The organism is Pseudomonas lactucae, assembly GCF_016937615.1.
In the GTDB taxonomy this organism is placed as follows: domain Bacteria; phylum Pseudomonadota; class Gammaproteobacteria; order Pseudomonadales; family Pseudomonadaceae; genus Aquipseudomonas; species Aquipseudomonas lactucae.
Genome location: NZ_JAFHKI010000103.1, coordinates 23,458 through 42,606, shown reverse-complemented (window position 1 = coordinate 42,606; position 19,149 = coordinate 23,458). Strand labels below are relative to the sequence as shown.

The window sequence follows — 19,149 nt, the reverse complement described above, 5'->3', positions numbered from 1 at the left end:
CCTTATTCAAACCTGCGCGATCCACTTGCGATGCGTATGAATCGACATCAAAACCCCAAACGCTGACATCAATGTCACCAGCGAAGTTCCGCCGTAGCTAATGAACGGCAACGGCACCCCCACCACCGGCAACAGGCCACTGACCATACCGATGTTGACGAAAACGTAAACAAAAAAAGTCATGGTCAGGCTGCCGGCGAGCAATTTGCCGAACAGCGTCTGCGCCTGAGCGGTAATCACCAGGCCGCGCCCGATCAGCAGTAAATAGATCAGCAGCAGCGCGCAAATGCCCACCAGGCCGAACTCTTCGCCCATCACCGCAATGATGAAGTCGGTGTGGCTCTCGGGCAGAAAGTCCAGATGGGACTGGGTGCCCAGCAGCCAGCCCTTGCCAAATACGCCGCCGGAGCCGATGGCCGCCTTCGACTGGATAATATTCCAGCCGGTGCCCAGCGGATCGCTTTCCGGGTCGAGGAAGGTAAGAATCCGCTGTTTCTGGTAGTCGTGCATAAAGAAGAACCACATGGCCACGGCCACGGGAATGGCGGCGGCCAGCACGCTGAGGATCCAGCGCCAGCGCAGCCCGCCCATGAACAGCACGAACGCGCCACCGGCCAGGATCAGCAGCGAGGTACCGAGGTCCGGCTGACGCACGATCAGTACAAACGGGACGCCGATGAGGATCAGGCTGATCCCCACATGCTTGAGCTGCGGCGGCAAGGTGCGCTTGGATAAATACCAGGCAATCGTGGCCGGCATCAGGATCTTCATGAATTCCGACGGCTGGAAGCGAATCACCCCCGGAATATTGATCCAGCGGGTCGCGCCCATGGCGTTGTGGCCCATGACGTCCACCACCACCAGCAGTAACACGCCGGCGACATACCCCAACGGTACCCAGCGCGCCATGAAGCGCGGTTCCAGTTGAGCGATGACCACCATCGACAACAGGCCCAGGCCGAACGAGGACGCCTGCTTGATCAGCAGGTCCCAATTCTTGCCGCTGGCCGAATACAGCACGAACAGGCTGCCGGCCGCCAGAGTCAGCAGCAGGATCAGCAACGGGCCATCAATGTGCATACGTTGCAGCAACGTCGCACGGCGACGCATCACATCTTCGCTGGAGAGGATGCGGTCAAAGTTACTCTTCACTGGCCGTAACCTCGGGAATTGAAGGGGGGCCGCCAAATTCGGGCTTGAGCCTGCCGTCGTCGGCCAGCAACCAGGCGTCCATCACCTGGCGCACCACCGGTGCAGCGACGCCGGAACCGGACTCGCCGTTCTCGACCATCACCGCGACCACGATCTTCGGGTCGTCCGCCGGCGCGAAGCCGACAAACAAGGCGTGGTCGCGATGGCGTTCCTGGACCTTGGAGCGGTCGTATTTCTCGCCCTGCTTGATCGCGACCACCTGGGCCGTACCACTCTTGCCGGCAATGCGGTATTGCGCGCCGATCGCCGCCTTGCGCGCGGTGCCTCGGGCACCGTGCATCACCTGCTGCATACCGTGGTTGACCTTGGTCCAGTCCGAGGGATCACGCAGCACGATGTCCGGAATCGGGTTCTCATCCACCGGCTTTTCGCCTTCGATGGTCCTGGCCAGGTGCGGTCGGTTCCAGATGCCTTTGTTGGCCACCAGCGCCGTGGCTTGCGCCAATTGCAATGGCGTTGCCTGCATATAGCCCTGGCCGATCCCCAGAATCAGGGTTTCGCCCGGGAACCAGGCCTGCCGGCGGGTTGCACGCTTCCACTCCCGCGATGGCATCAAGCCTGGGGACTCTTCAAACATATCCAGGGAGACTTTCTGACCGAGGCCGAACTTGCCCATATAGGCAGACAAACGGTCGATCCCCAGCTTGTGGGCCAAGTCATAGAAATAGGTGTCGTTGGAACGCATGATCGCGGTGTCCAGGTCGACATAGCCGTCACCGGTGCGGTTCCAGTTACGGTATTTGTGATCGTAGTTGGGCAGCATGTAGTAGCCGGGGTCGTAGACTCGGCTCGATGCGGTGACCACACCGGCGTCCAGGCCGGCAATCGCTACCGCCGGCTTGATGGTCGAACCCGGCGGGTACAGACCACGCAGCACCCGGTTGAACAGCGGCCGGTCGATGGAGTCACGCAGCTCGGCATACGCCTTGAAACTGATACCGGTGACGAACAGGTTCGGGTCGAAGCTCGGCTGGCTGACCATCGCCAGCACTTCGCCGGTCTTCGGGTCCAGTGCCACGACCGCGCCACGCCGACCTCCCAGGGCCATCTCCGCGGCTTCCTGCAGTTTGATGTCCAGGCTCAGCACAATGTCCTTGCCCGGCACCGGGTCGGTACGCTTGAGCACACGCAAGACGCGACCGCGGGCGTTGGTCTCGACCTCTTCGTAACCCACCTGGCCGTGCAGCTCGGGCTCGTAGAAACGCTCGATGCCGGTCTTGCCGATGTGGTGGGTGCCGCTGTAGTTGACGGGATCGAGGCTCTTGAGCTCTTTCTCGTTGATACGTCCCATGTAGCCGACGGAATGCGCAAAGTGTGGCCCTTGCGGGTAATGGCGCACCAACTGCGCCACCACTTCCACACCCGGCAAGCGGAACTGGTTCACCGCGATCCGGGCGATCTGCTCTTCGGTCAGCTCGAACAGGATCGGCACCGGTTCGAATGGCCGGCGCCCCTGTCGCATGCGCTTTTCGAAGATCACCCGGTCTTCCGGGGTCAGTTGCAGCACTTCGACGATGACATCGAGCACCTGCTGCCAGTCGCCGGAACGTTCGCGGGTCATGCTCAGGCTGAAACTGGGCCGGTTATCCGCCACTACCACGCCATTGCGGTCGAAGATCAACCCACGGGTCGGCGGAATCGGCTGCACGTGCACCCGGTTGTTTTCCGACAGCGTGGAGTGATAGTCGTACTGGATCACCTGCAGGAAATACAGGCGAGCGATCAGCACCCCAATCAACGTCACTACCATGATCGCGCCAAACACCACGCGCGCGCGCACCAGACGTGCGTCTTTCTCGTGGTCCTTGATGCGGATCGGCTGAGTCATCGGGAAAGGCGCAGATTATTTGTGGTAAGGGTGCCCGGACAGCACTGTCCAGGCGCGATACAGCTGTTCACCGATCAGGATCCTTACCAACGGGTGCGGCAAGGTCAATGCCGACAACGACCAGCGCTGTCGCCCGCGCACAGACTTCCGGCGCCAGCCCTTCGGGGCCGCCGACCATGAAGTTGACGGTGCGCGAATCCAGGCGCCAGCGGTCCAGTTCCACCGCCAATTGCTCGGTGCTCCAGGGTTTGCCGTGCACTTCGAGGGTGACAATGCGCTCGTTGGGGCCGACCTTGGCCAGCATGGCTTCGCCTTCCTGGCGGATAAACCGCGCCACATCGGCGTTCTTGCCCCGGGTGTTGAGCGGTATTTCCACCAGTTCAAGCGACAGCTCAGCGGGCAGACGCTTGGCATATTCGTGCCAGCCTTCTTCCACCCACTTGGGCATGCGTGAACCGACAGCGATCAGACGCAGGCGCACAGCCGTTCCTTATTCCTGGTCTTTGTTGAGCTTGTCGAAGTGCGCATGGCCCACTTCCGGGCTGTGGTGCTTGCCATCGGCGGCACGGCTCTGCTCGGCGCCCTTCCACAGGCGTTCCAGGTCGTAGAACTGGCGGGCGTTGGAAGTCATCATGTGAACGATCACGTCGTCCATGTCCAGCAGCACCCAGTCGCTGTCGCCCTTGCCTTCTTCACCCAGCGGCTTGACGCCCTGGGCTTTGACGGCTTCGCGCACCTTGTCCAGCATCGCGCCGATCTGGCGGTTGGAGGTACCGGTGGCGATGATCATGAAGTCGGTGATGCTCTGCTTGTCGCGCACGTCCAGCACCTGGATGTCCTGGGCTTTCACGTCTTCCAGGGCAGCCACGGCGACTTTCACCAGCTCTTCGCCAGCCAGCTCAGGGCCAACGTGGGCTTCAACCGGCAGCGGAGCGCTTTTGAAGGTGCCTTTGCGCTTAACTTTGCTTACGTCTTTGTTCGTCATATAAAACTCGTTTTGCTCGTATGTTCGGGCGCTCGCTGCACGACGGTGCGTAGCGACAAGCGCGCCTTTTCAGTTCGACGCACGGTAAAGCCCGTGCGCATCGATGTAGGCCAGGACCGCGTCAGGCACCAGGAAACGTACCGACTTACCGCTGGCCAGCAGTTGACGGATCTGGGTGGCGGACACCGCAAGCGGGGTCTGCCAGACGAATGCAATATTCCCGTTCGGCCCGGTCAGGGCCAAGGGGTCACTTACCGACCGCGCGGCCAGCAGGTTGCGCAAGGCATCCGGCGGTTCGCTGTCGGCATCCGGGCGTTGCAAAACCAGGATGTGGCAATGCTGGAGGAGTTCCTCCCAGCGATGCCAAGAGGGCAGGCCGCAAAATGCGTCCCAGCCCAAAAGCAGAAACACCTGGTCATCGGCGGCCAACTCGGCGCGCATCAGTTCCAGGGTGTCGACAGTGTAGGACGGTTTATCGCGCTTGAGTTCGCGGTCGTCCACCACCAGCGGCGCTATGCCCTCCACGGCCAGGCGCACCATTTCCAGGCGCTGCTGTGGTGACACCTGCGGCGTGTCGCGATGCGGCGGCCGGAAATTGGGGATCAGGCGCAGTTCATCCAACGCCAGGGCATCCGCGACTTCCAGGGCGCTGCGCAAATGGCCGATGTGCACGGGGTCGAAAGTACCGCCGAGCAGCCCGATGCGTTTAGCCATCAAGTGCGCACATGACCGTCGCCGAACACCACATACTTCTCGCTGGTCAGGCCTTCAAGGCCAACCGGGCCACGGGCATGGAGCTTGTCGGTGGAAATACCGATCTCCGCGCCCAGGCCATATTCAAAGCCGTCGGCAAAGCGTGTCGAAGCGTTGACCATCACCGAAGCGGAGTCCACTTCGTTGAGAAAACGACGGGCATCGCTGAAATGCTCGGAAACAATCGCGTCGGTGTGCTTGGAGCCGTATTTGTTGATGTGTTCGATGGCCTGGTCCAGGTCGTCAACGATTCGAATCGACAGGATCGGCGCCGTGTATTCGGTGTACCAGTCTTGCTCGGTCGCCTCGATCACGTCCGCGCCCAACAGCGCACGGGTGCGTTCGCAACCGCGCAGCTCCACGCCTTTGTCACGGTAGATGGCGGCCAGCGGCGGCAGCACGCGCTCGGCAATGCCAACGTGCACCAGCAGGGTTTCCATGGTGTTGCACGGCGCATAGCGGTGGGTCTTGGCGTTGTCGGCGATGCGGATTGCCTTGTCGATATCGGCGGCGATATCGATGAACACATGGCACACGCCGTCCAGATGCTTGATGACCGGCACCTTGGCATCACGGCTGACGCGCTCGATCAGGCTCTTGCCGCCACGCGGCACGATTACGTCGACGAACTCGGGCATGGTGATCAACGCGCCGACGGCGGCACGGTCGGTGGTTTCCACCACCTGCACCACGTCGGCCGGCAACTCGGCCACGGCCAGGCCTTGCTGGATGCAGGCGGCGATGGCGCGGTTGGAGTTGATCGCCTCGGAACCGCCGCGCAGGATCGTGGCGTTACCGGACTTGAGGCACAGGCTTGCGGCGTCGATGGTCACGTTGGGACGCGACTCATAGATGATGCCGATCACGCCCAGGGGCACGCGCATCTTGCCGACCTGGATGCCGGACGGCAGGTAGCGCATGTCGCGGATTTCACCGATGGGGTCAGGCAGCTTGGCCACCTGACGCAGGCCTTCGATCATGTCGTCGATACGTGCCGGGGTTAGCGCCAGGCGGTCCAGCAGGGCCGGCTCCAGGCCATTGGCGCGGCCGCTGGCCAGGTCCAGTTCGTTGGCGGCGGCGAGCTCGGAGCGCGAAGCATCCAGAGCGTCGGCGGCGGCCAGCAGGGCACGGTTCTTCTGCGCGGTGCTCGCACGGGCGATCAACCGCGAGGCCTGACGGGCAGCGCGACCCAGGCGGGTCATGTAGTCAAGAACGGACTCAGTCATGGTCAGGGAGTCTTGGCAAAGAGGAAAGCGGCAGATTATAGCTGTGACGCCGCTCGACTGACAGCGGTGAGGGGCGGATGGTCGAAATGAACTGTAAAAACCTGAGGTTCAGCGGTAATTAAGGTGGGAGTTGTTATGATTCCGTCACATTTAGCCGTATTTACCTCTACCGCCATGCCCAGCACTTCGCTCCAACTGCCCGCCAATGCCCTGCCCGACAGCTTCTTCGACCGCGATGCACAAATCCTCGCGCGCGAACTGCTGGGAAAAGTCATACGTCATCGTGTCGGCGACCTGTGGCTTTCAGCACGAATTATTGAAACCGAAGCCTATTACGTGGCGGAAAAAGGCAGCCACGCCTCGCTCGGCTACACAGAAAAGCGTAAGGCTTTGTTTCTGGATGGTGGTCATATCTACATGTACTACGCCCGTGGCGGTGATTCGTTGAACTTCAGCGCCCAGGGCCCGGGCAACGCCGTGCTGATCAAGTCGGCCTATCCGTGGGTCGATGAAATTTCCGGCCCGGCGAGCCTGGCGCAGATGCTGCTGAACAACCCGACTGCCGACGGCAGCCCGCGCCCGTCGCAAAAGCTCTGCGCCGGCCAGACATTGCTGTGCAAGGCGCTGGGCCTGAAAGTGCCGATGTGGGATGCCAAGCGCTTCGACCAGGAGTTGCTGTATGTGGAAGACGTGGGCCAGGTGCCGACGCAGATCATCCAGACTACGCGACTGGGCATTCCCAGTGGGCGTGATGAGCATTTGATGTACCGTTTCGTCGATGCAGGCTACGCGCCATATTGCACGCGGAACCCGCTGCGCCGGGGCCAGGTCGAAGGCCGCGACTACTTTTTGATCTGACCGGGTAGATGCACACAACACCTCCCACAGTTGATCATCAGCGTTTCAGCATATGCATTACAGAGATGGAGTGGATTGTATGGGCCAATGGCTCGATAGCATCACCGGCTGGCTGAGCCTGAACCCGCAATGGCTGGCTGCGGCGGTGTTTATCGTCGCGTGCGTGGAGTGCCTGGCGATTGCCGGACTGATCGTGCCGGGCACGGTATTGCTGTTTGCCTTTGCCGCACTGGCCGGCAGCGGTGCGTTGTCGCTGAGCGAAACCCTGATGCTGGGTTTTCTGGGCGGATTATTGGGTGACGGGATCTCCTACTTCCTGGGCCGGCACTTCCACCAGAACATCCGCCGGCTGCCCGGCTTGCGCCATCATCCCGAATGGATGAACGGTGCAGAGACCTACTTTCACAGGTACGGCATTGCCAGCCTGTTGGTCGGACGTTTCATCGGCCCGTTGCGTCCCATGCTGCCGATGGTCGCCGGGATGTGCGACATGCCGTTCCCGCGTTTTGCCTTGGTGAGCGTGCTCGCCGCAGCCGGCTGGACGGTAGCCTACCTGCTGCCGGGCTGGGCCGCTGGCGCCGCGTTCCGTCTGCCGTTGCCCGAAGGGTTCTGGCCCGAGGCTGGGGTGGTGACGGCGTGTCTGGCGGCGCTGCTGGGGCTGAGCCTGAACAGCAGCCTGCGCGAGCATCGACGCGCCACAATGTGGATCGGTTGCACCAGCCTGACGCTATTGATCGCGCTGTTTATCGGCTACCCGCACCTGGACGACTTCGACCAGGGCCTGAGCGCACTGGTGCAGGAGCATCGCAGCCCGTGGCTGGATGAAACCATGGTGAGGGTGACGCAACTGGGCGAGTTCAAGAAGATGTTCGTCGCCAGCGCGATCTTCACCGGCCTGCTGCTGGCGGCTCGACAATGGCGCCACGCGCTGTTCGTGGGCGTAACCCTGGCCGGCGCCGCCGTGATCAATACGGCCAGCAAGCTGTTTTTCGCGCGCGGTCGCCCGGAAATCCTGACAGATCCTTTGACCAGTTTCAGCATGCCCAGCGGCCATGCCTCGGGGGCCTTTGCGTTTTTCCTGGCCCTGGCGGTGCTCGCAGGGCGCGGCCAACCCACGCGACTGCGGTTGACGTGGTTGCTGCTGGGGTGCATTCCCGCAGCCTTCATCGCACTTTCGCGGGTGTACCTCGGTGTCCATTGGCCCTCGGATATTCTCGCCGGGACCCTGCTGGCAATGACCGTGTGCGCGTTCAGCCTCACAGCCAGCGAGTACCGCAGCCCGCTGCCGCCGATGTCGGCCAAGGCCTGGTGGCTGGTGCTGCCCGCCGTGGTCGCGGTGCTCGGTTTTATCGCACTCACCGGCACCTCCCACGCGCTGCTCAGGTATGCCTACTGACCCTTGGCAGGGCCGATCCAGTCCACCGCGGCGGTTCGCCGTTCGGCGCAGCGTTCCCGTCGCTCCAGCAACATTTCGTCAGCTATTTCAGCGGCGCGCTCGACAATGTACTCCGGGCCACGCTGCTCATGGTGCTGGATCAATTGCGTAGTGACACTGACAAAAAAGGCATCCCAGGTCGCTTGTTCCGATTGCGTCAGCCGAATCATTTTTCATCCCCAGATCATGATTGAGTGATCGGAAACTAGTTGAGTCGACTACCGCAGAGACACAGAAATGCCTGAAAGATACGTAGGATAGTCCTGAGATTCAGGTAAACAACTCGCCCTGCAACTCATCCAGCAACATCTGGATCGCATCTAGGCGTTGCTGCGGGTCGTCGAGTTGCAGCAGTTCGATCTTGTCGGCCTCGGTAAACGGCAACAAATACGCCAGTTGGTTGCCCAGGGCCTGCTGGCCTTCGGCGCGGGCGTCCATGTCCAGCGACGCAACCATCGGATGCTCGGCCAGCGCTTCAAGCAACGCCAGCAAGTCGGCATCTTCTTCGTCCAATGGCTGGTCCGGCACCTCTTGCAGCCATTGCACATCGGCTACCAGCAGTTGGTCCTTCTGCACTCCGGCGTCGCGCACGCGGAAACGACGGCCGCCCTCGACGCGAATGCCGAGCAGGCCGTTGTCCTGCTGTTTGAAGTCGCGAATCAGCGCTTCGCAGCCAATCAGGGCGTAGCCATCCGGGGCGATGCCGACCTCCTTGCCTTCGAGGATGCACACCACGCCGAAGCCTTCACCCTTTTTCATGCAGCGGCTGATCATGTCCAGGTAGCGCGCCTCAAATATTTGCAGATCGAGGGTGCAGCCGGGAAACAGCACGGTATTGAGCGGGAACAGCGCCAGACTCATAAAAGCGTCCTTAAACCTGGTTTAAACAATTACCGACACAGCCAGCGGCAGGAATACCGCCGTGGCCACGCCCATCAGACTCATGGCCAACGCCGCAAAGGCGCCGCACTCTTCGCTTTCCTGCAGGGCCACAGAGGTGCCGACCGCGTGCGCGGTCATGCCCAGGGCCATGCCGCGCGCCTCGGGGCTGCGCACGCCCAGACGCGAGAGCAACGCCGGGCCGACCATCGCGCCGACCACGCCGGTGATCAGTACAAACACCGCCGCCAATGCCGCCACGCCGCCGATCTGCTCGGCCACAAGCATAGCGATCGGCGAAGTCACCGACTTGGGCGCCATGGTCATCAACACCATGTGCTCGGCACCGAACCACCAACCCAGCAGCACACACAGCCCGGTAGCCAACACCCCGCCTAACACCAGCGTAGTAAAAATCGGCCAGAACAATTGGCGAATCCGCCGCAGATTCAGATAAAGCGGTACCGCCAGGGCCACCGTGGCCGGGCCGAGCAGGATGCCCATGATCTCGGTGCTCTTGCGGTACTCGACGTAGCTCAGGCCACAGCTGAGCAACACGCCGATCACCAACAACATGGAGACCAGCACCGGCTGCAGGAAGATCCAGCGGGTTTTCTCGAAACCCGCCAGCACCAGTTGATAGGCGCCGAGGGTGATGCCGATGCCGAACAGCGGGTGATGAATCACCGCCGTCCACGCCCCCTGCCAGTCGAACATCATTGGTCCTTCTCCTTGCGCTTGACCATCTGCTGCATCAGCACACCGACAAACGCCATGGCCACCACCAGCGACAGCACCAGCGCACCGACGATGGCCCAGAAATCCGCAGCGATGTCCTTGGCGTAGACCATCACGCCGACCGCCGGCGGCACCAGCAGCAACGGCAAATAGCGCAACAGGCTGCTCGCCGCCAGGCTCAGTGGCTCGCCGACTTCGCCACGCCAGATCAGGAAACCCAGCATCAGCAGCAGGCCGATAATCGGACCCGGCAATACCGGCAACAGCAAATGATTGATCGCCGTACCGATCAATTGAAACAGCACCAGCCAGGTCAGGCCACGTAACAGCATTCGCTCTCTCCCCTCGAAACTCGCCCGCATTATAAGCATGCCGGCGCTATGGATCGGCATTCGCCAAGAGCATGGTGGGTTGACCGTGCCGGTTGCCCATGATGATCTACATTGGTTGTCTGTCACCCATGAAAACCGTATCGATGAACCAAGGAGAGACGCAATGCCCTATGTACCCGTAGCGCAGCTCAACGATTATGTCGGCAAGGAACTGGGACGTTCCGAATGGCTCACCATTGATCAGGCACGCATCAATCTGTTCGCAGAGGCCACCGGCGATCATCAGTTCATCCACGTCGACCCGGTCAAGGCCGCGCAAACCCCGTTCGGCAGCACCATCGCCCACGGCTTCCTGTCGCTGTCGCTGATGCCCAAGCTGATGGAAGACATCCTGATCATGCCCGAAGGCCTGAAGATGGCGATCAACTATGGCCTGGACAGCGTGCGCTTTATCCAGCCGGTGAAGGTCAACTCCAAGGTGCGCCTGAACGTCAGCCTCACCGACGTCACCGAGAAAAAACCCGGCCAGTGGCTGTTCAAGGCCACCGCCACCCTGGAAATCGAAGGTCAGGAAAAACCGGCTTACATCGCAGAGTCGCTGTCACTCTGTTTCGTGTAAGGCGTTCCCTGTGGTGAGGCACTGAAACTCACCACAGGGTATGTAAATTTATGTATGAAACTCGCAGCTGCGGCATACTCGGCGCTCAATTATCCGGATCCCGCTATGCGCCCACTCGCTCCCCTTGCCCTAGTCCTGTTGCTCACCGCTTGCGGAGACGGCGAATCGCTGTTGCCGCCCGACGCGCGCCTGCCCGATGGCGGTCGTTACCGGGGCGATGTGGTCAACGGCCTGCTGCAAGGCCAGGGTCGCGTCGACTACCCCAACGGCAGCTGGTACGCCGGCGCGTTCGACAAAGGCCAGTGGCACGGCCAGGGTGAGTGGCATGGCAGCAATGGCGAAGTCTATAAAGGCCAGTTCAAGCAGGGCCTGTTCGACGGTCAGGGCAGCCTGACCACCGCGGGCAGCCACTATGTCGGCGGGTTCAGCAAGGGCCGGCGCAACGGCGAAGGCACCCTCAAAGAAGGGCAGATGACCTATCGCGGCGAATTCAAGGACGACCAGTACTCCGGCCTCGGTCGCTGGAACTGGCCGACGGCAGCCAGTACCAGGGTCAATTCGCCCACGGCAAGCCCAACGGCGAAGGGCAGCGCAACGACGACAGCGGCAACCAGTTCAGCGGGCGTTTCGTCGAAGGTCAGCTGGAAGGCAACGGCACCTTCAACAGCGCCGACGGCGACATCTATGTCGGCCAGTTCAAACAGAACCAGCTCAACGGCAAGGGCCGCTACGAAAACGCCGACGGTGACGTGTGGATCGGCCAGTTCAAGGAAGGCGCGCTCACCGGCAAGGGCGAGTTGATCGGCGTGGACGGCAGCCATTATGTCGGCCAGTTCAGCGACTGGCGCTTCAGCGGCGAGGGCCGTTTGAACCTCACCGACGGCAGCTTCTATATCGGTGGCTTCGACAGCGACAATTACCAGGGTCGCGGCACGCTGGTACTTACCGACGGCACGGTGCAAGCCGGCACCTGGGTCAATGGCCTGCGCGTGCGCGATGCCGACGGCAAATTACTGCCCGACCCGCTGGAACTCGGCGTACTGGCCCAGGGCCGCTTGCTCGATGAAGCCCTGGCCGCCGTACCCGCATCCACCCCCGCCGTGGAGCTGTATACCCTGGTGCTGGCCGGCGACGGCAAACAAAGCGTATTCCTGCGCGAAGCGGATTACGTCAGCAACCTGCTTGCCTCGCGCTTCGGTGCACGCGGGCAGGTCCGTCTGGTCAACCACCGCGACCATATCGCCGACCGCCCCCTGGCCACCCGCGAAAGCCTGCGCCAGGCGGTCCAAACCCTGGCCGAACGCACCGGGCCGGAGGACCTTGTGTTTATCTACATGACCAGCCACGGCACCCACGAACACGAACTGGTGCTGGACCAGCCGCGCATGGAGCTGGCCGACCTGCCGGCCGATGAACTGGCCGCCGTACTGGCACCGCTGAAAAACCGCGACAAGATCGTGGTGATCTCCGCCTGCTACTCCGGCGGTTTCATCCCGGCGCTCAAAGACGATCGCACGCTGATCATGACCGCCTCGCGGGCTGACCGGGTGTCCTTCGGTTGCTCGGAGGAAGCGGACTTTACTTACTTCGGCGACGCTCTCTTCGCTCAAGCCTTCAACCAGACCGACGACTTGCAGCAAGCCTTCAAGCTGGCGCAACTGCACGTGGCCGAACGCGAACAGGCGGACAACTTCGAAGCGTCCGAACCACAAATCTGGGCCCCCAAGGGGGTGATCGCCCACTGGCAATTATTACGTAAACAGCAGGCACGAAAGGCGCTGGAAAGCGTCTCAATGAATAGCAAGGAAGCCAAAGGCAACTAAGCTGTAACGTGTAACAAGGGGGAAACACCATGTACCTGACACCGCAGCATATCCTGCTGGCTGGCGCCTCTGGCCTTACCGGCGAACACTTGCTCGATCGCCTGCTCAACGAACCCACCGTTACCCGCGTACTGGCGCCCAGCCGCAAACCTCTGGCCGAACACCCGCGCCTGGAAAACCCGGTGGGCGACCCGGCGGCGTTGCTCCCGCAATTGAGTGGCCAGGTGGACATCGCCTTCTGTTGCCTGGGCACCACCCTGAAAAAAGCCGGTTCCGAAGCAGCCTTCCGCGCCGTCGACCTGGACCTGGTCGTGGCCTTCGCCCAGCGCGCGCGGGAACTGGGCGCACGGCACCTGATCGTCATCAGCGCGATCGGCGCCGACGCGAAATCCTCGGTGTTCTACAACCGGGTCAAAGGCGAAATGGAGCAGGCGCTGAAGGCCCAGAACTGGCCGCAACTGACCATCGTGCGGCCATCGCTGTTGTTGGGGGAGCGATTGGAACCGCGTCTGGCCGAACAACTGGCCGGGCCGTTGTCGCGGTTGATCCCGGGCAAATACCACGGCATTGAAGTGTGCGAACTGGCGCGAGCCATGTGGCGGCTGGCGCTGGAAGAGCAGGATGGGGTGCGCGTGGTGGAGTCGGATGAGCTGCGCAAACTCGGTAAGTAAGGCGATCTAAAGACCTTACACATTGGTTTTGTGTTGCCGCAGGAATTTACCTCATAACCCGCCCGTGGCGTTAAACCCAACCCCCAGCACCGTCAACACCGACAACGGCAACAGCAAGGTATCGAGCAGCGCACTGGCTGGCAGGTCGACGCCGGGGTAACTCGGTGCCTCGGCGCCAAACCGATCCTTGGCGCAGCAGCCGCCATTGATCGCATACAAGTCCAGCCGCGTGCCGGCATATACCACCGGCGCGCCGGGTTGCGCGGCGTCCAGCGTACGCGCGGTGGCGCAGCCCGTCAGATGCAGCGCCAGCACCAGCAGCAGCGCCTTATTCATCGCTGCTCAGATGGTGTTCGCCCCAACGCGGCAGCATATCCTGCGGGATGTTCAACAGGTTGAGAATGCGCGCCACCACGAAGTCCACCAGGTCATCGATGGTTTGCGGCTGGTGATAGAAGCCCGGCGACGCCGGCAGGATGGTCACGCCCATATTCGACAACTTGAGCATGTGCTCCAGATGAATACTCGAATACGGCGCCTCGCGCGGCACCAGGATCAACTGGCGACGCTCTTTCAAGGTCACGTCCGCCGCACGCTCGATCAAATTGTTGCAGGCCCCCGTGGCAATCGCCGACAGCGTACCGGTGGAACACGGCACCACCACCATCGCCGCAGGAGCACCGGAGCCCGAGGCCACCGGCGACATCCAATCCTCTTTGCCATAGACCTTGATCTGCCCCGCCGCCGCACCTGTGTACTCGGTGAGGAACGCCTGCATGGTCTGCACCTTGGCCGGCAGCGCCACGTCGGTTTCGGTGGCCATCACCAGTTGCGCGGCCTTGGAGATCAAAAAGTGCACCTCGCGGCCTTCGCGCACCAGGCAGTCGAGCAGGCGCAGACCATAGGGCGCACCCGAGGCGCCGGTCATCGCGAGGGTAACGCGTTCAGGGCCGCTCATTTGAGCGCCTCGGCCAGCTTGCCATGCAGGCCGCCAAAGCCGCCGTTGCTCATGACCACCACGTGGGTGCCCGATTTGGCCTGCTGTTTGACGTACTCGATAATGCCTTCAATGCTGTCGCAAACCGTCGACGGCACGGTGCACAACGCTGCGATGCCCGGCAGGTCCCAGCCGAGGTTGGGCGGCGCATACCACACGGCCTGATCGGCATCGTTGACGCTTTCGGGCAAGCCATCGCGGTGCGCGCCGAGCTTCATGGAGTTGGAGCGCGGCTCGATGATCGCAATGATCGGAGCATCTCCCACACGCTTGCGCAGGCCATCCAGTGTGGTGGCGATCGCCGTGGGGTGGTGGGCAAAGTCATCGTAGATGGTAATCCCGTTCACATCGGCGACTTTTTCCATACGCCGCTTCACGCTCTTGAACGCGCTCAACGCAGCAATGCCCATGGATGGCACTACGCCCACATGCCGCGCAGCCGCCAACGTCACCAAGGCGTTAGCGACGTTGTGCTGGCCGGTCATGTCCCATTCGACGATGCCCTGGGCTTCGCCTTCGAACAGCACTTCAAACCTGGAACCGTCTTCGCTGAGCAATTTGACCTGCCACTGTCCGCCGGCGCGTGGTTGTCACCGGGGTCCAGCAGCCCATCTCGATCACGCGCTGCAAGGCCGGCTCGGTGGTGGGGTGAATCACCAGGCCTTCGCTCGGAATGGTGCGCACCAGGTGGTGAAATTGACGCTCAATCGCCGGTAGATCGGGGAAGATATCCGCGTGATCGAACTCCAGATTGTTCAGGATCGCCGTGCGCGGACGGTAGTGGACGAACTTGGAGCGCTTGTCGAAAAACGCGCTGTCGTATTCGTCCGCTTCAATCACAAAGAACGGCGTATCGCCCAGGCGCGCCGACACCGAGAAGTTCTGCGGCACACCGCCGATCAGGAAGCCGGGGCTCATGCCCGCATGCTCCAGCACCCAGGCGAGCATGCTGCTGGTGGTGGTCTTGCCATGAGTGCCGGCAACGGCCAATACCCACCGCCCTTGCAACACGTGGTCAGCCAGCCATTGCGGGCCGGAGACATAGGGCAAGCCCTTATTGAGTACGTATTCGACCGCAGGGTTGCCACGGGACATGGCATTGCCGATCACCACCAGGTCGGGCGCGGGGTCGAATTGCGCGGGGTCGTAACCTTGGGTCAGCTCAATGCCCTGAGCCTCGAGTTGCGTGCTCATGGGCGGGTAAACGTTGGCATCGGAGCCGGTGACATGATGGCCCAGTTCTTTGGCAAGAACCGCCATCGAACCCATGAACGTGCCGCAAATACCGAGAATATGAATATGCATGGTTGACCTCTTGAACATCGAGGCAGGTTAGCGCAGGGCGTATGAAATCGCACCCTTTATACAGCCTGCGGCCGAGCAACGTGTCGCTGGGACCTTTGCTCGGCCGCAACGCTGTTCAGGCGGTCGTTACAGCCCCAGCTTTATTTTCAGCCTCTTTCATCGCGGCAAGAAAGCGCAACTTCTCATGCGTGTCGACCATGCGTTCGAATTTCTTATCGATCAGATCAAGGCGCTGTTCCGGTTTTGTGGGAATAGCGTCCCCAGGCTTATACGGTTTGAACACAAGGCCGTTTTGCCGAGCCGCTTTTTTCAGCTGTTGTTCCGATACACCGAGCAACTTCTCAAGGTTGTTCAAACGTGCGGCATTATCGGTAGGCCAACCTTCATCTTTGGTAAAGACACTGCGCGTATCACCGAGGATAAACATTACGGTAGACGCCATGCCCAGCACCTTCATCTCGGCTTCCTCCAACCGAGCATTGATCGGGTCTGGCGCGGACGGTGTCGATTCAGTCGACGAGGAGGCCTGGGGTTTCGGTGCGCTGCCCGCCCCCGGCAAAAAAGGTGGCGGCAACACGCCCGGCGCATAGTTGGCTTTGATCGACTCGCCGGTGGCCACCGAGCCGGCATAGGACGCCACATTGATGGGCGCGCTGACGATCCCGGTGATACCTGCGCTGATAAACGCATCACGGGCCACGCGACTGGCATTGGGTGCCGTGGAAATAACGCCCGCTTTGACTAGCTTGTCAGCATCGATCAAACGTTTGGCGGCATCCGCCACGCTGATCGGCGCCTGCTTACGCAGGTTGGTCAGCAGCAACTCATCCTGAACCTTGATTTTATTGGCGTGAATGACCGCCTGCCCCGTCCCCTTGAATTTTTCCTGCACCAGATTCGAGCCAGGCTTTGCAGACGGACCAGGCTTTGGCTGAGGCTTGGGTGGGACGGAGAGCTGCCCGGCAGGAGCAGGCTTTGGAGGGAGTGGCGGCGGGGAAATTTTTTTTCCAAACCAGGGAAAATTCTTGAGCGCTCTCTTACTGCGCCCCAACGGCTGATCAAACACGTCGTTGTCATAGGAGGCCGACTGCGTAGAGGGCGCTTTCACCGCTGGCTGTTGTGAAGAATTAAGGTGTGCAGGAATAAAAGGAGCGGTTGGTGTTGTAATTCTCATCGCGTTCACCCGAGCAATTATTGTTGTTTGAAAACACTGTTGCGAGTTGCCTTAATTAAGTGAGCCTTTTTCGCTGAACAGTTCCTGTCAGCGCAGCCCAACTCAACACGCATGACGTTTCCAACTAAACAATAAAAACCCAGTATCACTGACACGCTACGAGCACAACAACTGACAGACCGAACTCACAACGAGGCAGAGCGGTTAATGCCATGTTTGCGCATTTTGCGATACAACGTATTGCGACTTACGCCCAAGTGTTCGGCGGTCTGCGTCATGTGCCAATGCTGACGCTCCAGCGCGGCTATCAGGGTCTGGCGCTCGGCATCTTCCAGCGGCCACTCGGTGATCGGCGGCGGCATCGGTGACGGATGAAGCAGCGCAGGCAGGTCCGCCAACCCCACTCGGCCGTCATCACACAGCGCCACCAGGGTACGCAGTACGTCCGCAGCTGGCGCAGGTTGCCCGGCCAGGCAAAGGCCAGCAGCGCCTGGCGAGCATCGGGGTCCAGCTGCACCGAGTGCGCCCCGGCCTCTTCGGCGAGCAGGAAGTCCAGCACCTGGGATCGGTCACTGCGCTCGCGCAAGGGTGGCAGGGCGATTTCCAGACCGTTGAGTCGGTAGTACAGGTCTTCGCGAAAACTGCCGTCCTGCACACGCGCCAGCAAATTCCTATGGGTCGCGCTGATGATGCGCACATCCACCACCTGGGGTTCACCGCCCAGCGGCACCACCTTGCGATCCTCCAGCACACGCAACAGGCGGGTTTGCAGGGCCAGGGGCATATCACCGATTTCATCGAGAAACAGCGTTCCGCCGTCGGCCTGTTGCAACTTGCCGTGCATGCCCTCCTTGCGCGCACCGGTAAAGCTACCGCCGCGGTAGCCAAACAGTTCGCTTTCGATCAGGCTTTCCGGGATGGCGGCGCAATTGAGCGCCACGAAAGGGTTACCCGCGCGCTGGCTGGCGTGGTGCACGGCCTTGGCGAAGGCTTCCTTGCCGGAACCGGTTTCGCCGTTGATCAGCAATGGCACGTCACGCTCGAATACGCGCAGCGCCTTGCGAAAATTGGTTTGCAGCGTCGGGTCGCCCAGGCAGATGCCGGGCACAGGTGCCGGCTGCGCCTTGACCACGGCAGCCGGCACCGTGCGTGGCTGACCACGCAAGGCCGCAAACAGATGCCTCCCATCGCGGGTGCGCAGGGGCCAACTGGCGGTGGCATTGGCGCTGGCGCGACCGAGCAATGCGTCCAGCGAACAGTCGAAAAACGCGTCGACCGGTTGCCCCAGCAAGCCGTCGCGCACCTGGCCGAGCAAATTCAGCGCGCTCTGGTTGACGGCACAAATCCGCCCTTCCCCATCGAACGCCAGCAGCCCCTCACTGAACAAGCCCACCGATTCGGCCTGCAGGTGAAAGCGCAGCAGCCAGTGGTGCTCGAAATGGCGCAGGAAGTAACAGCTCTCGATCATCTTGGCCGACAGGTTCACCAACGCCATGGTGTGAAACTGACTCTGGCGCGACACCGCCTCGCGGGCCGATGACACATCCAGCACCGCCAGCAGGTCGCCATGGGGATCGAACACCGGACTCGCCGAACATGTCAGCCCGGTGTGCCGGCCGCGAAAGTGTTCATCACGGTGAATGGTCAGTGACTGACGCTCTACCAGGCAGGTGCCGATGCCGTTGGTGCCTTCACAGGCTTCGCTCCAATCGGCACCGAGCCACAGCCCGGCGCGCTCGAAAATCCGGCGTTCGGACGGCGCGGTGACACAGTTGAGGATCACCCCGCGGGCATCGGTGAGCAGCACCGCGTGGCCGGCGCCGGAGAGTTGCTGGTGCAGGCTGTTCATCTCCGTGCCGGCGATGTGCAGGACTTGTTGCAGGCGCTCGCGGCTCTCCAGCACGCGACCATGTTCCAGTACCGTGGGAGCGATGGTCTGCGCAGGGTCGAGGTGGTAGTCCTCCAGGCAACGCAGCCAGGAGCGCGCGATGGACGGGTCGCTGGCGGGGCCCTGAGGCAGGCTGTGCCCGCGTGCAACGGTCAGTACCTGTTGGGCATGGCGACTGAAATGATCGTTGTGCATGTTCTTATTGTTCTCCCTGCGTGAGAACGCCCAGCATCCCCCAGGCTTTGCACCAATGCAATCCCGGCCCGACCCACCGGTCACAGGCTGTACCGTTTATGGCACAGATTGTCACTTCACCTGTCCCGGGAGCGTGACAGTCATGCGTCGCAACAATCTCCAACCCCTTGATTTACCTGCCTGCAAGGCGCTGGCCCGACCTTTGCTCTACGCTTTATCAAGCGCTTGAGC

General features: G+C 61.6%; 16 protein-coding genes and 4 pseudogenes. 5 read left to right on the top strand and 15 right to left on the bottom strand.

Going from position 1 to position 19,149, the window contains the following annotated elements:
* Nucleotides 1–6: 6 nt before the first annotated feature.
* The 6 genes and pseudogenes from rodA to JWR98_RS19375 all read right to left on the bottom strand — a co-directional run bounded on the left by rodA (nucleotide 7) and on the right by JWR98_RS19375 (nucleotide 6,004).
* Nucleotides 7–1,110 carry a rod shape-determining protein RodA gene (gene rodA, locus JWR98_RS19400; RefSeq protein ID WP_050784919.1) on the bottom strand — a complete coding sequence of 368 codons (1,104 nt, stop codon included), beginning with the start codon at nucleotides 1,108–1,110 and terminating at the stop codon, nucleotides 7–9.
* Nucleotides 1,111–1,141: 31 nt separating this feature from the next.
* Nucleotides 1,142–3,040, bottom strand: coding sequence for a penicillin-binding protein 2 (gene mrdA, locus JWR98_RS19395; RefSeq protein WP_078734808.1), 1,899 nt, complete (start codon nucleotides 3,038–3,040; stop codon nucleotides 1,142–1,144).
* Between the two features lie 15 nt (nucleotides 3,041–3,055).
* A pseudogene (gene rlmH / locus JWR98_RS19390) lies at nucleotides 3,056–3,521 on the bottom strand (23S rRNA (pseudouridine(1915)-N(3))-methyltransferase RlmH).
* A 9-nt stretch (nucleotides 3,522–3,530) separates the two neighbouring features.
* Nucleotides 3,531–4,025, bottom strand: a complete 495-nt coding sequence (gene rsfS / locus JWR98_RS19385; RefSeq protein ID WP_003176298.1) for a ribosome silencing factor — start codon at nucleotides 4,023–4,025, stop codon at nucleotides 3,531–3,533.
* A 69-nt stretch (nucleotides 4,026–4,094) separates the two neighbouring features.
* Nucleotides 4,095–4,739, bottom strand: coding sequence for a nicotinate-nucleotide adenylyltransferase (gene nadD, locus JWR98_RS19380; protein WP_003176299.1), 645 nt, complete (start codon nucleotides 4,737–4,739; stop codon nucleotides 4,095–4,097).
* The gene (locus tag JWR98_RS19375; RefSeq protein WP_078734809.1) at nucleotides 4,739–6,004 is read right to left on the bottom strand and encodes a glutamate-5-semialdehyde dehydrogenase; all 1,266 of its coding nucleotides are present in this window, start codon (nucleotides 6,002–6,004) and stop codon (nucleotides 4,739–4,741) included. Before JWR98_RS19375 ends, nadD begins: the two co-directional genes overlap by 1 nt.
* Nucleotides 6,005–6,178: 174 nt before the next feature.
* Between JWR98_RS19375 and JWR98_RS19370 the strand changes: the two genes are divergently transcribed.
* A complete protein-coding gene (locus tag JWR98_RS19370) occupies nucleotides 6,179–6,862 on the top strand; it encodes a DNA-3-methyladenine glycosylase (RefSeq protein ID WP_078734810.1) in 684 nt (227 codons plus the stop codon).
* A 79-nt stretch (nucleotides 6,863–6,941) separates the two neighbouring features.
* Nucleotides 6,942–8,258 (top strand): bifunctional DedA family/phosphatase PAP2 family protein, encoded by a 1,317-nt coding sequence (locus tag JWR98_RS19365; RefSeq protein WP_078734811.1) that lies wholly within the window; start codon nucleotides 6,942–6,944, stop codon nucleotides 8,256–8,258.
* Here JWR98_RS19365 and JWR98_RS19360 read toward each other — a convergent pair.
* The 4 genes from JWR98_RS19360 to JWR98_RS19345 all read right to left on the bottom strand — a co-directional run bounded on the left by JWR98_RS19360 (nucleotide 8,252) and on the right by JWR98_RS19345 (nucleotide 10,246).
* Nucleotides 8,252–8,467: a hypothetical protein gene (locus tag JWR98_RS19360; RefSeq protein WP_078734812.1), complete on the bottom strand. Its 216-nt coding sequence runs from the start codon at nucleotides 8,465–8,467 to the stop codon at nucleotides 8,252–8,254. The genes JWR98_RS19365 and JWR98_RS19360 overlap by 7 nt on opposite strands.
* 100 nt (nucleotides 8,468–8,567) lie before the next feature.
* Nucleotides 8,568–9,158, bottom strand: coding sequence for an LON peptidase substrate-binding domain-containing protein (locus JWR98_RS19355; protein WP_078734813.1), 591 nt, complete (start codon nucleotides 9,156–9,158; stop codon nucleotides 8,568–8,570).
* Between the two features lie 21 nt (nucleotides 9,159–9,179).
* The gene (locus JWR98_RS19350) at nucleotides 9,180–9,896 is read right to left on the bottom strand and encodes an LrgB family protein (RefSeq protein WP_078734814.1); all 717 of its coding nucleotides are present in this window, start codon (nucleotides 9,894–9,896) and stop codon (nucleotides 9,180–9,182) included.
* Nucleotides 9,893–10,246: a CidA/LrgA family protein gene (locus tag JWR98_RS19345; protein WP_003176307.1), complete on the bottom strand. Its 354-nt coding sequence runs from the start codon at nucleotides 10,244–10,246 to the stop codon at nucleotides 9,893–9,895. Before JWR98_RS19345 ends, JWR98_RS19350 begins: the two co-directional genes overlap by 4 nt.
* Before the next feature lie 163 nt (nucleotides 10,247–10,409).
* Here JWR98_RS19345 and JWR98_RS19340 point away from each other — a divergent pair, with 163 nt between their 5' ends.
* The 3 genes and pseudogenes from JWR98_RS19340 (at nucleotide 10,410) to JWR98_RS19330 (ending at nucleotide 13,359) form a co-directional block, all read left to right on the top strand.
* Nucleotides 10,410–10,865 (top strand): MaoC family dehydratase, encoded by a 456-nt coding sequence (locus tag JWR98_RS19340; RefSeq protein ID WP_078734815.1) that lies wholly within the window; start codon nucleotides 10,410–10,412, stop codon nucleotides 10,863–10,865.
* A 105-nt stretch (nucleotides 10,866–10,970) separates the two neighbouring features.
* A pseudogene (locus JWR98_RS19335) lies at nucleotides 10,971–12,688 on the top strand (C13 family peptidase).
* A gap of 29 nt (nucleotides 12,689–12,717) precedes the next feature.
* A complete protein-coding gene (locus tag JWR98_RS19330) occupies nucleotides 12,718–13,359 on the top strand; it encodes an oxidoreductase (protein WP_205490948.1) in 642 nt (213 codons plus the stop codon).
* Nucleotides 13,360–13,410: 51 nt separating this feature from the next.
* On the opposite strand, the gene JWR98_RS19325 is transcribed toward JWR98_RS19330, so the two are convergent.
* The 5 genes and pseudogenes from JWR98_RS19325 to JWR98_RS19305 all read right to left on the bottom strand — a co-directional run bounded on the left by JWR98_RS19325 (nucleotide 13,411) and on the right by JWR98_RS19305 (nucleotide 18,918).
* Nucleotides 13,411–13,695 carry a YceK/YidQ family lipoprotein gene (locus JWR98_RS19325; RefSeq protein WP_003176311.1) on the bottom strand — a complete coding sequence of 95 codons (285 nt, stop codon included), beginning with the start codon at nucleotides 13,693–13,695 and terminating at the stop codon, nucleotides 13,411–13,413.
* Nucleotides 13,688–14,317 (bottom strand): flavin prenyltransferase UbiX, encoded by a 630-nt coding sequence (gene ubiX / locus JWR98_RS19320; protein WP_205490946.1) that lies wholly within the window; start codon nucleotides 14,315–14,317, stop codon nucleotides 13,688–13,690. Before ubiX ends, JWR98_RS19325 begins: the two co-directional genes overlap by 8 nt.
* Nucleotides 14,314–15,661: pseudogene (gene mpl / locus JWR98_RS19315) on the bottom strand (UDP-N-acetylmuramate:L-alanyl-gamma-D-glutamyl-meso-diaminopimelate ligase). Before mpl ends, ubiX begins: the two are co-directional and overlap by 4 nt.
* A 115-nt stretch (nucleotides 15,662–15,776) precedes the next feature.
* The gene (locus JWR98_RS19310; protein WP_078734819.1) at nucleotides 15,777–16,835 is read right to left on the bottom strand and encodes a hypothetical protein; all 1,059 of its coding nucleotides are present in this window, start codon (nucleotides 16,833–16,835) and stop codon (nucleotides 15,777–15,779) included.
* Nucleotides 16,836–17,020: 185 nt separating this feature from the next.
* Nucleotides 17,021–18,918: pseudogene (locus JWR98_RS19305) on the bottom strand (sigma-54-dependent Fis family transcriptional regulator).
* Nucleotides 18,919–19,149: the final 231 nt, after the last annotated feature.